13 protein-coding genes and 1 rRNA gene are annotated in these 13,437 nt (G+C 39.5%); 8 read left to right on the forward strand and 6 right to left on the reverse strand.

From position 1 onward, the window contains the following. Nucleotides 1-2 precede the first annotated feature (2 nt). Together GVK91_RS24405 and GVK91_RS24410 are read left to right on the forward strand one after the other, a co-directional pair. Nucleotides 3-341 carry a YciI family protein gene (locus GVK91_RS24405; protein ID WP_075993946.1) on the forward strand — a complete coding sequence of 113 codons (339 nt, stop codon included), beginning with the start codon at nt 3-5 and terminating at the stop codon, nt 339-341. Nucleotides 342-391: 50 nt separating this feature from the next. Then, complete coding sequence (locus GVK91_RS24410; RefSeq protein ID WP_159731749.1) at nt 392-1,633, forward strand: RNA polymerase sigma factor; 1,242 nt, start codon at nt 392-394, stop codon at nt 1,631-1,633. 8 nt (nt 1,634-1,641) lie between these two features. Here the strand turns inward: GVK91_RS24410 and GVK91_RS24415 are convergent, their stop codons facing one another. Next, nucleotides 1,642-2,199, reverse strand: a complete 558-nt coding sequence (locus GVK91_RS24415) for a hypothetical protein (RefSeq protein WP_153845130.1) — start codon at nt 2,197-2,199, stop codon at nt 1,642-1,644. Beyond that, nucleotides 2,180-2,713 carry a hypothetical protein gene (locus tag GVK91_RS24420; RefSeq protein WP_153845129.1) on the reverse strand — a complete coding sequence of 178 codons (534 nt, stop codon included), beginning with the start codon at nt 2,711-2,713 and terminating at the stop codon, nt 2,180-2,182. Before GVK91_RS24420 ends, GVK91_RS24415 begins: the two co-directional genes overlap by 20 nt. A gap of 201 nt (nt 2,714-2,914) precedes the next feature. Here GVK91_RS24420 and GVK91_RS24425 point away from each other — a divergent pair, with 201 nt between their 5' ends. The 3 genes from GVK91_RS24425 (at nt 2,915) to GVK91_RS24435 (ending at nt 5,667) form a co-directional block, all read left to right on the forward strand. After that, entirely contained in the window at nt 2,915-3,733 is an 819-nt protein-coding gene (locus tag GVK91_RS24425) for a hypothetical protein (RefSeq protein ID WP_153845128.1), read from the forward strand. Nucleotides 3,734-3,939: 206 nt separating this feature from the next. Further along, nucleotides 3,940-5,028 (forward strand): DUF6688 family protein, encoded by a 1,089-nt coding sequence (locus GVK91_RS24430; protein WP_153845127.1) that lies wholly within the window; start codon nt 3,940-3,942, stop codon nt 5,026-5,028. Nucleotides 5,029-5,106: 78 nt separating this feature from the next. Further along, complete coding sequence (locus tag GVK91_RS24435) at nt 5,107-5,667, forward strand: AAA family ATPase (RefSeq protein WP_153845126.1); 561 nt, start codon at nt 5,107-5,109, stop codon at nt 5,665-5,667. On the opposite strand, the gene GVK91_RS24440 is transcribed toward GVK91_RS24435, so the two are convergent. Continuing rightward, on the reverse strand, nt 5,661-6,239 hold the full coding sequence (locus GVK91_RS24440; RefSeq protein WP_153845125.1) for a TMEM175 family protein: 579 nt from the start codon (nt 6,237-6,239) through the stop codon (nt 5,661-5,663). The two genes, GVK91_RS24435 and GVK91_RS24440, sit on opposite strands and share 7 nt — an antisense overlap. Continuing rightward, nucleotides 6,232-6,951: an outer membrane beta-barrel protein gene (locus tag GVK91_RS24445; RefSeq protein ID WP_153845124.1), complete on the reverse strand. Its 720-nt coding sequence runs from the start codon at nt 6,949-6,951 to the stop codon at nt 6,232-6,234. The genes GVK91_RS24440 and GVK91_RS24445 overlap by 8 nt, the downstream gene beginning before the upstream one ends. A gap of 260 nt (nt 6,952-7,211) precedes the next feature. Here GVK91_RS24445 and GVK91_RS24450 point away from each other — a divergent pair, with 260 nt between their 5' ends. From GVK91_RS24450 to GVK91_RS24460, 3 genes are all read left to right on the forward strand, one after another. Next, nucleotides 7,212-7,634 (forward strand): OsmC family protein, encoded by a 423-nt coding sequence (locus GVK91_RS24450; RefSeq protein WP_153845123.1) that lies wholly within the window; start codon nt 7,212-7,214, stop codon nt 7,632-7,634. 11 nt (nt 7,635-7,645) lie between these two features. Then, a complete protein-coding gene (locus GVK91_RS24455) occupies nt 7,646-7,960 on the forward strand; it encodes a hypothetical protein (protein ID WP_153845122.1) in 315 nt (104 codons plus the stop codon). 123 nt (nt 7,961-8,083) lie between these two features. Beyond that, nucleotides 8,084-8,962, forward strand: a complete 879-nt coding sequence (locus GVK91_RS24460) for a pirin family protein (protein WP_159731751.1) — start codon at nt 8,084-8,086, stop codon at nt 8,960-8,962. A gap of 77 nt (nt 8,963-9,039) precedes the next feature. Here GVK91_RS24460 and GVK91_RS24465 read toward each other — a convergent pair whose 3' ends face one another. Both GVK91_RS24465 and rrf read right to left on the reverse strand, forming a co-directional pair. Then, nucleotides 9,040-12,906: a TIM-barrel domain-containing protein gene (locus GVK91_RS24465; protein ID WP_200845695.1), complete on the reverse strand. Its 3,867-nt coding sequence runs from the start codon at nt 12,904-12,906 to the stop codon at nt 9,040-9,042. A gap of 376 nt (nt 12,907-13,282) precedes the next feature. Further along, nucleotides 13,283-13,394: ribosomal RNA gene (gene rrf, locus GVK91_RS24470) — 5S ribosomal RNA — on the reverse strand. Nucleotides 13,395-13,437: the final 43 nt, after the last annotated feature.

The following is a 13,437-nucleotide window of genomic DNA, read 5'->3' on the forward strand; positions in this document are numbered from 1 at the left end:
AAATGAAAGATTTCATCTTATTATTTCGTCAGGGGGCCAATGAACCAAGTCAGCTGACAGAGGAAGAAGCAAAAGCTGTAAACAAAAGATGGTACGACTGGATCAGTGACATCGATGCGCAAGGTAAACTGAAGGATCATGGCTCCCGTCTTGAGCCAGCCGGAAAGGTATTAAAGCCAGGCGGTATCGTTACGGATGGACCTTTTGTGGAGATTAGGGAAAGACTCGGCGGTTTTATTGTCGTCGCAGCAGACGATCTTGACGAAGCCACAACCTTGGCCCATGGCTGTCCTATCCTCGAATTTAACGGCAGTGTAGAGATACGTGCACTGCTCAACTAATCATATACGGGGCAGCTGTACACACGCACAGCCGCCCTTATTTTAGACTTATGGATCCGGATTTTCTAAAACAGCTTTTCCAGCAAGAATTTACCAAAATAGTCGCTGTCATCAGTAAGGGTTTTGGTCTCCAATACATCGAAATCGCCGAAGATATCGTCAGCGAAACTTTCTTATTGGCCACAGAATCTTGGCAGACCAAAGGCGTTCCTGCAAATCCTACGGCTTGGCTGTACACGGTTGCAAAACAAAAGACATTGGCCCAGTTTCGAAGAAATAAAATATTTACAGATAAAATCATCCCTGAAGTGCGGCAGAGAGAGCCGGAAGCGGAAAGCTTCGACGACTTTAATTTCTCGCAGGAAAATATCAAAGACAGCCAATTAAAAATGCTGTTTGCAATCTGCACGCCTGCAATTGCCAGTGAGGCTCAAATAGGTCTTGCCCTTAGAATCCTCTGTGGTTTTGGTATAGAAGAAATTGCCGAAGCATTTCTTTCCAACAAAGAAACCATCAATAAGCGCCTATTCCGAGCGAAGGAAAAACTACGTTCAGAAAAGATCGAACTCGAACTGCCCCCTGAAACAGAAATTATTAAACGCCTCGATAACGTACTCCATATTATTTACCTCTTATTTAATGAAGGGTATTATTCTAAAACCCAAAATCAAATTTTAAGAAAGGAGCTCTGTATTGAAGCTTTACGCCTTGCGTTAATGCTTTCGACTTATGAAAAAACAAATACACCTAAGACCAATGCGCTTATTGCGCTGATTTGTTTTCATTCCTCCCGTTTCGAGGCAAGGCTGACCAATGAAGGTGATTTCATTTTGTATGAGCAACAGGATGAGGAGCGCTGGAATCAAGAACTTATACATCAAGGGCTTCATTTTCTGAAAAACGCTGCATCGGGCGACGAACTCACATCCTACCATCTGGAGGCTAAGATTGCGCAATGCCATTGTATAAAGGAAGACAGTCCAGAAAAATGGGCCGAAATCCTGCAATGGTATGACCGTTTATTAGTCGTCAATTATTCCCCGGCAGCTGCATTGAATAGAATATTTGCACTATATAAAGTAAAAGGTGTTAATGCCGCATTAGTCGAAGTAAAAACCTTACAACTAGAAGACAATCACTTTTATTTTGTGTTCCTGGGAGAACTCTATAAGGAACTGGACAAAAACAAAGCCATCGCAAACTTTAACAAAGCAAAAATCCTGGCTAAAACAACATTGGAAAAAGAGATCATCCAACAGAAGATTGATGCTATAAAGTCTGCAATGGCCTAATTTGTTTACTACTTATCGATTACTTTTGCCCCTTTCCAATAGGATACAAAAAGTTGGTATAGCTCCGAGGGCTCCAAATCAATAGTTGAGGACGAATACATGATACACAGTTCTTGAGTGGATTCTTGATAAGCCATTTTCCATAACAGCGACGAAAGCTGCTCTTTATACTTAGGGGGATTACCCAATGTAACAATGACCATCGTATCACCACCGACTTTTTGTAAGTCGATGCTTTTGACATCCTGCCAGTCGCCTTGGCCAAAAGCTTTCGATACGGGTGTTGTCTTTCCAAGAAAATAGCGGTCGTTCAAAACAATTTGCGCTGTTTTATCCCGGAGGCTCAGTAGGCTGGAAAACAATAAAATTAAGAGTACCAGCAATGCTCCTGCAGAGAAAACTGTCGGTTTGGCTTTAAATACACCATCAAATAAACCGATACTGTACAATAAAATGACCAGAAGCAACAAACATAGGCCTCCCGAAATTGACAATAGCTGACTTGTTTTCTTTTTATTTCTGTATAAACTTGTTTCCTTCATCTGCTTAATTTCCCCAGTTAACATTCAGGTTATGTTTTTCAGCATAAGCTTTTCCTAAAGCATATACGTTGTCAAACACCTCGTTAATGGAAGGCATATCGTTTTTTTCGATCTTTTGGAGTAATGCCTGCTTTTCTTCTGCCGAACCTTTGCTGTCGCATAACTTTGCATAAGCAGTATATTCATTTTTATAGACCGGCAATACTTTTTCAAATAATGCAATCGACTGCTCTTTCAATGCTTTCGCGTCGGCATCGGAAACATTCAGTTCCTTAATATCTTTTAAGGCCTTTTCGACAACCTGAATCTTGATTCCGACAGATTTTTGAGCTTCATCGCCTACTTTCTTACTGGAGGGCATATCCGCAAATTCAACGGTCTCCTGCTCGAGCTGTTTACCATAGCGTTCAGGGGCAAAATCTGCTATAAGATTTGTGTTTAAAACAACTTTTCCGAAAAAAGTCTCTGGACTTGGGGATTGACAAGCGGTAAAAAATAAGCTCATCGACATGAAAATAATAAATAGTAAGTGCTTCATATATAAATTCTGTTTGTGACCAAAGTACTTAATATTCATGAAATAGGCAAACATGTCACCCTCGCACACCTCCTGTATAAAAGTGCCATCAACCTATCCCTTTAGGCGAAAAAAGCGCTATATTAGAGCGATTCATCTTGCACAAATTGCTAATTTTTAATATATTAGCAATTACAACATAAGAGATTAAAAACAGTCATTATGGGCTATGATATTAGTTACCACCCCATCTCAGAACAGCAGATAGAAACTTGGTATTTTGACTTGCTCAAAAATCCCGAAAAGATTGAGGAAGTTTCTGCAATTCACCAACTAGAAGACTTCTATAAAACCAAATACCAAGACACCTTAAATGCGGGCCGGGAAACCGACAAAAATGATTATTTTGACAAAACCCATGGTTTTTTCATTGCTGTTGTCCAAGGTTTTTTCGAAAAATACTTCTATGTTCGAGGTGGAGCCCTGTCCTTCTCCAAAAACGACCATTTATCCAGCTATTACAAAAAGTGGGAACAATTTGTTCAACAAGAATTTCTAACCAATAATATCGAAAATAGGCTTGTAGAAAATTATTGTTCGGGTGTGTTTATCCCGGCAGAAAAAGTCGCGCAATTGTTGATAGATTACCAAAGTGACCCGACGATCAAGGCTGAATTAGATACGCTATTTTCTGATAACCGTATTTCTATTTTCCTCAATGCACTGCAATATGCCAAAGATCGTAACCTTGGTCTCTTGGAAGCTACAGAAGTTGTAGAACCACAACCTTTTGATCTGAATGAATCAAAAAGTTACTCCAACCTTTTTAACTGCGACAAAGAAGGACCGCTTTTATATCAGACAACAGCATTAAAACAGATCCAGGAAATAGAACAACGCAATGGACTTCCAGAAAATGAGATTTTACCAAATGTCAAAACAGAGACAATCCATGCAGACCCTAAACATTTTGAAACCACAGACAGCTCTCAAAGCAGCAAAAAAAAGAATTTTTGGAGCAGATTATTCGGTAAAAATTAGACGCTGGTCTGGACATTGCACTATAGATACCTTAATAGCATCTACACTGTTGAAAAAATTTTGAATTCCGACCTATTAAACACTTCAATAATATTGATTTCAATCCGTTATACGGATATATTTCAAAAACAATTGATCGCCTTGCATCTGAATTAAACAAATGATTTGACGATATTCGTCTTAGAATTATAACTGCTAACCCCATTATGATCTTCATTTTTCTCCTTATTATTCTTACGCTGTTCGGGATTGTATATCTGCTTCGTTCGGCTGTCAAAAAACAACAACGGAAAATAACAATTGCTGAGTATGCCATTATCATCGGCTACCTGATTTCATTAATGATAAGCGGGGTAGGGCTATTATTCCACTCGAGTCAATATAATCAAGCTGTAGATCCCGTAGATGGTGATTGTTATATTCCCTTCGGCGGAAAACACCTTGTATCGCTATCATTTTATTTCATTGCATTCAATATTTCAGCAATAGCGATTTGGCTCAAGGGACGAAAAATCCCCCCTATTCCTCTTGTTCTGATGCTGATTATGTTAATGATAGGTAGTATTATCAGTCTGTTTGTGCTCGTTCAGGTCAGTCACCACGATACGTCCACATTGGATATGTATGTTGGCAACGAAGGAACTTTATTCTTTATTTTCACGCCAATATGCTGCTTGATTATGGGCATTGGGCTAATCCGTAAAATCATCGTTGAAGAGCGGGGTTACGCTATGAACAGAAGCTATGCCAACAGCACGCTCAATAAAATCAATAACCTGCTTTCCTCAAAGCTGAATTATCCGGCATGGGCTCTTATTTTACTTGTTCCGGTCTTTCTCCTACTAACTATCATCCTCATCCTATTGGGGCAGGATCGGGACTCCATGGTGAAAGTTTTTACAGAAACAACTACTTGGGCTTTTTCACAAAAAATGCACCCTCCTATCCTCGATCATCAGGGCCATTACCTCTGTACAGTTGCGGCAAAAGGAGATCCCGCTCTTGTTAAACCCCTACGGTTAGGCACAAGACATGGCAACACGATCATTGTCAATAGACAGCTTCAGGTGGCCAACGCATTCGAAGAAATATTAAGCGATTTATCACCAGCACTACATCGCTATGTCAGATATTGCTACGATAAATATGGTTTTAATATCTCCGTAAAAATTAATTCCAGCAGCGCATCAAATGTGACTTATATTTTGATGAAACCACTAGAATATATATTTTTATTTTTCTTATATACATTCTACGTCGAACCCGAAAAGAAAATCGCAAAACAATACAGCTAATTTTTTTAAAATCGTAGCGAGCAATCATTCTTTACATCCAATTTTTTCCATCTCGGGAAGCACTTCATTTTAATCATTATGGATCAAACACATTATTTTATCGTTCTGACGGGAGGACCTGGAGTCGGTAAAACAACCTTATTAAATGAATTACATAAGCAGGGATTCAGCATTGTGGAAGAAGATGCACGGCGCATCATCCGAGAACAATTGGAAGCCGATGCTGATGGTCTGCCCTGGAAAAATAAAATTCACTATGCCAAACTCATGTTGGCAGATTCATCAGCCAGCTATTTGATGCAGGTGAGGCAAGATCACCAACACTACGTCTTTTTTGATCGTGGAATTCCAGATACTTTGGCATATATTGCAATGGAAGGTCTTGCAATCGAAGAAGAACTGCTTCACGAAGCAAAAGGTCGACGTTATCATAAAAAAGTATTTATCTTACCGCCTTGGGCAGAGATCTATGCGAATGACAACGAGCGGAAACAAACTTGGCGGGAGGCCGAAAACACTTTCAAGATAATGAGAGAGACCTATACAAAACTCGGTTATGAAACCATTGAGGTTCCAAAAACAACAGTAAACGATCGCGTTCAGTTCATCCTGAAAGCCTTGGAGCAGCAAAACTATTGATTCCGCATTTCTTTCTCGATACGGCGGTCAGGTATAAGCCACATAATAGCGACTGTTCCATACATGAGCAAACTGATATAGGGATTAATAAAAGACAGTCCTATCCCCAAAAAATACAGCGCTGTAGAAATATTTTCCTTAGCTTTCGATTTAACCGCTTTTTTCAGTGCAGATTCTTCCCCTTCGATTTGAATCACAAAATATTCAACGATATTATATGATATGGAACACATGATCAGGACAAAGCCATAAGCGATAATAGGATCCCTTTCAAAATGTGACTCACCGATCCAATTCGTTGTAACCGGCATTAATGATAGCCAAAACAATAAATTCAAATTGCTCCAAAGAACTTTTCCGTTTACTTTTCGAACAATTTGAAAGAGATGATGGTGATTATTCCAGTACAGTCCAACGTAAACAAAACTAACGATATAGGAGATAATTTTAGGATATAATGGTTTAAGGCTCGCAAAAGTAAATCCTTCAGGTACTTTTAATTCAAGTACCATAATCGTTATAATGATGGCCAAAACGCCATCACTGAATGCTTCTAACCTGCCTTTAGTCATTTTTGAAGATAGGAGTTAATAGCTGATACTGCAGACCCAAGCGGAATACATTTAATCGTGCCACACCGGGATCGCCGCCCACCATTCCACTACGGTAGTCCTTTAGGCCCCATGAATAACCGGCAAACACGGTATAACGGTCATAATTTACATTAAACTGTAAACGAGGGCGTAGATCCAAATCAATAACCTTGCCTCTATCACGATCAAAACTTGTTTTATTCCCCTGTTTATCTTCAATGCTACCACTTTCTTTGATGCTCAGCGTTTTGGCAATATCCATACCCAACTGAATATCCATTGTCATCGGTTCAAAAAAGACACGATAGCCAACAAAAGGATTAAAATTGATAAATTGTTGATTTAGACGGGTCTGACCACGGCTTCCATTCATAAACTCATTGCCTTCCAAATCAATCTTTGTCTGCAATCGTTCATATGCACCCTCTAAACCTAATATTAGGTTGTTGGCAAAAACATAACGGTAGTTTAAAGCGCCACCAATATTGATTCCATATTTTTTTCCATAAGGATTATTGGTATAATAGTCCTGCTGCGTAGATCCATTCAACGTACTCTTTGCTTCGGTTCCCGATCCCGTAAAATTGGACACACCGGAGGTAACACCCACACGTAGTTCATGAGATTGCGAGAAAGCCATAAAATGGGTTATACCAGCAAAAAGTCCGACAAGTAAAAATCTCTTCATCATAACCGAAATATTAAATTGAAATCCTTTAAAAAATTGAGTGAATTTGATTGTTAAAAGTAAGAAAATTTATGTGATTCAACTTACTCCAATCTTTATTTTTTCTGTGGCGATAAGGTGTATTCATCAGCGGAAATCCATCAATCTTATCAGCCAATAAAAAACATCAGGAGACAATATGACTATATTTATTGAACTACATCAATGGAAATGAATCAATTCAGGCTTATTTTTGTTGTATTACAAACAAAAGAATAATCCGTATGAAATATATATTGGAAAACCCTATCCTTGGCCATATTACTGAGCAGAAATATAAGACCACAATACAATGGAGAAATGGAGAATTCATTACGGATGAACCTGAAAAACTTGGTGGCAAAGATCTTGGTCCTGACCCCTACACCCTTCTTATCTCATCGCTTGTATCTTGTACCCTAGCTACTTTACGCATGTACATCGATAAAAAAGGGCTTGATATTCCAGAAATTTCAGTCAGTTCAAATATGTACCTCAAAATTGAAAAAGGACAGGTGGTTACATATTTTGATCGCGAGATAGCTTTTGGACAAATCTTAGCAGAAGATACCCGTGAACGCCTTCAACAAATTGCAGAAGAATGTCCCATTTCAAAAATTTTAAAGGGTAATGCCATTATCAATACGCTCATCAGGACAAATCCTTAAACAAGAACATCATGAAAATCTTAACCTTTCTCATATTTGGTAAAAATGAAGAAATTCTCCTCACGCTCAAGAGAATCATTGAAAACACGCCCAACTGGAATGCAACGATACAATACGATTTGGATGCCTGTAAAAAACAGCTTATTGACGTCCCTGTAGATGTTTTGTTATTGAGTTCGGGACTCTCTCCTCAGGAAGAGCGTGAAATAACAGATCACCTTACGCGGCTCACTTATCCGATTGGTCTGATCAAACATTATGGCGGTGGAAGTGGACTTCTAAAAAATGAAGTCTATAGTCTTTTTCCAGACTTACTCTCCGTTTAATAAAGCACAGGCGATAGCTTCCTAGAGAAACAGCCGAAAACCGTTAAAACTCTTTCTTTATTGAACTAGATCAATAGAAATCGGCGGCTAATAGGCTAATTTTGGATACTAAATAATAAGATCATGAACAGACAGAACTTTATAAAAAAGGGACTTTTAGGTTCCGGAATATTTGCATCAACAGTGTCTTCAGCTGATATCTTGAAGAATGATATTGACGAGATAGAACCGCTTGAAACGCTGGATGCCGAAGCTGTAAACTATAATTCAGACAGATTGGAAAACCATAGTGTCCTCCACAAAGCGGCTACACGCGGTCATGCAAATCATGGCTGGTTAGATAGCAATCATACGTTTAGCTTCGCCAATTATCACAACCCCGAACGTATGCACTTTGGCGTGTTACGGGTACTAAATGATGATATGGTGGCTGAAGGAAGAGGTTTTGGCAAACACCCTCACGACAATATGGAAATCATCAGTATCCCTTTGGAAGGTGATTTGCAACATGAAGACAGCATGGGTAACAAAGCCATTGTCCGGAAGGGAGATATTCAGGTCATGAGCGCCGGAACGGGCATCATACACAGTGAATATAATAAAAACACCGATCAGGTAGTCAAGTTTCTTCAAATTTGGGTGTACCCTAATCAACGGAATGTGAGCCCCCGATACGATCAAATTACATTGGATATAACACAAAGACAGAATAAATTCCAGCAAATTCTTTCTCCAAATCCAGAAGACGAGGGTGTATGGATCCATCAGGATGCCTGGTTTTCCATGGGGCATTTTGACAAGGACGTCCAAACAAAATACCAGATCAAAAAGGCAGGAAATGGTGTATATGTTTTTGTAATAAAAGGTAGTGTTACTGTCGAAGGACAGGAATTAGAAAGCAGAGATGGCTTTGGAATATGGGATGTCGCTGAAATTAACCTGAAAGTGACCTCAGCAGATACTGAAATCCTGCTGATGGATCTCAGTATGATATTGGACTAATTAGCTGCACTATTTAGACATTAATTAACAAAAAAAGGGGAGCCTATGAGGCTCCCCTTTTTGTTAAGGCTATTTATTTAGAAAGTAACGGAATTCAGCTTTTTATCAACCAAAATACCATCTATCGCTTTCAGATTGAAATTGACATTACGCTTTGCTTTCAATTTGATCTTAAATAAAACTTCAGATCCATTCAAAGTCTCCTTGTTGCCCAGATTAACAAAAGTAGCATACAGAGCCTTACTTCCATTAGTGTGAAGACGATCGTTGCTATAATTGTTCATCTCTTTTAAATGTAAGGACTCAATACCGACATATTCAAAATCACCCTGATTGTAAGGAAGAGCAAAACTAAGTGCATTGACAGCTTTAAGATTCTCGCCACTAACACTGATCTCCACAATATCTCCCGATTTTAAGGTCGTTTTTGAAGGAATCAATTTTAATTTACCACTGACCTTTTCTTCTTTATTTGGTTTTGCACCACCTTCAATGACAACAGCAACATTGGAAATATCATAAGCGTCAATCAGATTATTTTTATTGACATCACCATTGCTGACATAACCTTCGAAATCTCCATCTCCCAGTCGCAATCCCGTGTAGTTAATATAGGAAGTCAAGTCATTATGATCGATCAATCGGTCATTATTAATATCGCCCGGTAAGTAGCTTGACGATCCTGGTACTTTAAACACATATAATTCTCTTCCTGAACCGAAACCACCAACAGCTTCAGAAACTGAAATTTTGATAAATCGAGCCACCGGATGGGTTCCAAAATCAAAACGTTTCATTTCGCCATCACGTTTCCAATCAAAACTACCAGCTTCTGTCCAGGTGTCCTTATCGTTGCTATAGAATACTTTTCCTTTTAAAATGATGCCATTTCCGCCATCGGTTCTTGGAAGATACTCAAACTTATCCAATTGATTAACGGATTTTAGATCTAAGGTCATATCAAACGGAACCGCAGTCTGTCCCCATTTTGTATGCCACATATCCCCCTCATCATAATTGAACAATTTATTGATACCATTTCCGCCTTGGTTATCCGCAGAAGTCTCCGCTTTGATTCCTTCGATGGCAAATTCCAATGGGTTTGCCTTTGTCTTTGCGGCAAATGTACTCCAATCTGAAACACCAGATTTATTGACAGCTCTAATTTTAAACTGGTAATCCGTTTCCGCGGCCAATCCTTCGAATAGCAATTGACTGTCTTTGATGGTCGAATAGATCAGATTATTAAATTCAATTTCATAATAATCAGCATTTGCAACCTTTTCCCAGGTTGGCGTTAAGGTATATGCTTGTGTATTTTGATCTGTGATAACAGCTTTGGGTGAGGTCAAAGCACCAGTCTGCGTTAGATAGTTGTCAACAGGAGCATATTCGAAACCGTCCAATTGTACTTCTATTGCGGTCGATGAGACATCCTGTTTGGCTAGTCGCACCAGCAACATCGGATTTTTCACCAAAGGTACTTTTTCAAATTCAGATCCCTTGGTTGCAAACTGATTCAGGTTTGGTTGTGCGTCATAGAAATATACGTTTTCAGAAGTATTAAATGCATCTATGCTATTCACTTCTTTAAGTTTGCTATTTTTCCCATTGACCTTTACTGTCAATTTCTTCGGTGCTTTGCTAACGTTGAAACGAATTTCCGTAGACTTCATTTTCTCAAAACCGTCAAATTCGCCTTGCGTTGGAGCTATCGCAAAAACAACTCTATTGTTGTTTAACTGTGAAGTTATGGATGTATTTGCCCCCTTACCATAACGATAAGCCTCTGTCTTTCCATCATCATCATATTCCACGAAATTGGAGTTCCCATAAGGATACACCTCATAAATACGTTGATCTTTTTTGATTTCCAGCACATTATTATTTGGGTTGGTCACCGGAATAATGGCTCCATTTTTCACGAAAACAGGCAGCTTCCAAATAGGCACATTAAAGTTATTGATAATACGCCCTCCCTGGTATTTTTCACCCGTAAAATAATCAATCCATTCACCATCCGGCAGGTAGATACCATTGCGCATATCATTTCCTTTCTCATCCACACGTGTTTCCTGGTAAATCGGTGCTACAAGGAAATTTGGACCATAGAGGTACTGGTATTGCGTTGCCTTTCCAAGCGTATAACTATTTGCTTGCTCTAAAAACATAGCACGAATGATAGGCAGTCCATCTACAGCTTGTTTCGCAACACTATAACTATAGGGAACCAGTTGAGATTTCAATTTCAGATACAGACGATTGATAGAAGTAGCCGGCTCACCCAAAGCATGCGGGTACTTCTCGTTCGATCCCCAGCCATCCATATTGAGTTCCATTGGTGTCCAGGTCTTCCATTGAAAATCACGAATATTGACCTTAAAGTTTTTACCACCAAAGATCCCGTCCATATCGGATGTAATATTGGGTTGACCTGAAAGTCCCGAGCCGATATACGTTGGTATATGGAATCGAATGTACTCCCATACGCCTCCAGTCTGGTCGCCCGACCAGATACCGGCATAGCGCTGTGTGCCCGCCCAACCATCCAATGAAATAATAAATGGACGAGCGTTGTTACCATAGTAAGGCATGGTATGTCCCACATCAGCGACCCCATTGAGACCAAAGGAGTATCCTGGACCAACCCAGGCCACATCCGTTTTTAGGACTCTTACACCCGCATCCCGAACCTCTTTTACAATATCACGTTGCAGTAATGCACTTATACTATCTTTTGGATGGAGATCGGACTGTGTCCATAAACCGATTTCTACACCATTCTTACGTGCATAATCACCAAACTCTTTCAAATTTCGGATATTCCCATCTAAAGATTCCGTTTGGCCATAGCCAGCACCATAGCCATCATTTGGAAGAATCCAGCCCAAAGGCATATCATGTGCTTTATACCGGTCTATTACAGCGCGGGCCGAAAATTGATAATTGTTTTTCTCACCGTTCAGCGATTCTTTGATTCCGCCATTGTCCTTTTGACTTTCTTTATAGCGTTTGCCGTCTTCAAATAGAATTCCCTTTTCATCTTCTTTCCAAAAATCGCGGTTATAGGCATTAAGATGCCCCTCATACAAACCAAATTTCGGCAGAAGAATTGGGTTGCCCGTCAATTGATAGAAATCGTTGAGCAAAGGTACTATCCCGTCATTAATCATAAAAAAGACATCCAGATAATCTGTATCATGTGCCAATTTTACTGTCCCAGGGGTTTTGGCTCCAAAGGCATAACTTCCCTTTTTAAAGGTATGCCACATAAAACCATACCCTTTGGTTGACCAGTAATAAGGGGTTGGAGAGGCAACACCACCATCGGTCCAGCTGTTCTGATTTTCGATCGCAACCACTTTTCCCTTATGTGAAAAACGCCCATTTTGAACGCCGCCACCAAAAAAGTATTCATCCGCATTTTCCTTCAATTCAACGCTAACTTGTTTCTCTTCGAAAACAATCGGCTTTAAGCTTTCAACTACAATTTTATTGCTTTTCCGATTGAGGATACTAAACTGTGAAGTCTGTTTATCCATTGAAAAAAGAATATCGTTAGTGGAGATGCTGACCTTATTACCTTCATCCTTTACCTCAAGCCCAGTGACCGTTTTCCGAGGTTGCTCTACCAATATTTTTGCTTCGGGTTTTGCTTCGGGATCACAGATAATACCGCCATGAACATTCTGGAACATCCTAAAAATATGATTACCGTAGAAATCTAAAGTCAGACGCTGACCATTATCGTATACAATCTCGACTGTTGTCGGATTAATTTTCTGAATCGTGATAATACGGTTGCCTTGATCGCGACCTATTGTATTATAATATTTGATCGTACTTACTTTAGCGTCAACTCGAGTGGGTTGAAAAATAAAAGGAGAAGCCAATCCCATCAATAAACAGACTTGTGCTTTTGCGCTCCAAAAAGATATCTTCATGCGTATGATTTATAATGCATTAAATTAACTTAACAATAATACAATAGTAAATCGAAGTAAAAAAGGGATTATGGAATGCAAACGATTGTCCAATAATAATGTTGCAGGTTAGCCAACCTATTGTAAGCCTTTCATCGAAAAAGGAACGTTTACTTCCATTTCGCTTATGAAATGAGCGGGATGATGAATGCAGTGTAAAACCTGAGGGACTGTTACAGCGTAGTTGCAGGACAATGAGAGTTGCGCAACAACTGCCGACGGTCCTATGCTGCGATAACCAATATGCGGAGGATAGGCAATAGCCTGTACATGGAAATACGGAAGTATTTAAACGAAAGAAGCCCTTGACTGTTTCCAGCAAGGGCTTCCGTGTAAAAAAAGGCACCGACCTACTCTCCCACCTATTACGGCAATACCATCGGCTCTGGCGGGCTTGACTGCTCTGTTCGGAATGGGAAGAGGTAGACACCGCCGATATAGGCACCTAAAAATCTTTATTGGCTGATCTATGATATTCATATCATCTTATTC

The organism is Sphingobacterium sp. 18053 (assembly GCF_902706145.1).
Lineage (GTDB): Bacteria > Bacteroidota > Bacteroidia > Sphingobacteriales > Sphingobacteriaceae > Sphingobacterium > Sphingobacterium paramultivorum.

Excerpts from the sequence above, each read along its gene's own strand:
- GVK91_RS24405 (WP_075993946.1), top strand. The coding sequence starts at position 3 with ATGAAAGATTTCATCTTATTATTTCGTCAGGGGGCCAATGAACCAAGT.
- GVK91_RS24410 (WP_159731749.1), top strand. The coding sequence starts at position 392 with ATGGATCCGGATTTTCTAAAACAGCTTTTCCAGCAAGAATTTACCAAA.
- GVK91_RS24415 (WP_153845130.1), bottom strand. The coding sequence starts at position 2,199 with ATGTTAACTGGGGAAATTAAGCAGATGAAGGAAACAAGTTTATACAGA.
- GVK91_RS24420 (WP_153845129.1), bottom strand. The coding sequence starts at position 2,713 with ATGAAGCACTTACTATTTATTATTTTCATGTCGATGAGCTTATTTTTT.
- GVK91_RS24425 (WP_153845128.1), top strand. The coding sequence starts at position 2,915 with ATGGGCTATGATATTAGTTACCACCCCATCTCAGAACAGCAGATAGAA.
- GVK91_RS24430 (WP_153845127.1), top strand. The coding sequence starts at position 3,940 with ATGATCTTCATTTTTCTCCTTATTATTCTTACGCTGTTCGGGATTGTA.
- GVK91_RS24435 (WP_153845126.1), top strand. The coding sequence starts at position 5,107 with ATGGATCAAACACATTATTTTATCGTTCTGACGGGAGGACCTGGAGTC.
- GVK91_RS24440 (WP_153845125.1), bottom strand. The coding sequence starts at position 6,239 with ATGACTAAAGGCAGGTTAGAAGCATTCAGTGATGGCGTTTTGGCCATC.
- GVK91_RS24445 (WP_153845124.1), bottom strand. The coding sequence starts at position 6,951 with ATGATGAAGAGATTTTTACTTGTCGGACTTTTTGCTGGTATAACCCAT.
- GVK91_RS24450 (WP_153845123.1), top strand. The coding sequence starts at position 7,212 with ATGAAATATATATTGGAAAACCCTATCCTTGGCCATATTACTGAGCAG.
- GVK91_RS24455 (WP_153845122.1), top strand. The coding sequence starts at position 7,646 with ATGAAAATCTTAACCTTTCTCATATTTGGTAAAAATGAAGAAATTCTC.
- GVK91_RS24460 (WP_159731751.1), top strand. The coding sequence starts at position 8,084 with ATGAACAGACAGAACTTTATAAAAAAGGGACTTTTAGGTTCCGGAATA.
- GVK91_RS24465 (WP_200845695.1), bottom strand. The coding sequence starts at position 12,906 with ATGAAGATATCTTTTTGGAGCGCAAAAGCACAAGTCTGTTTATTGATG.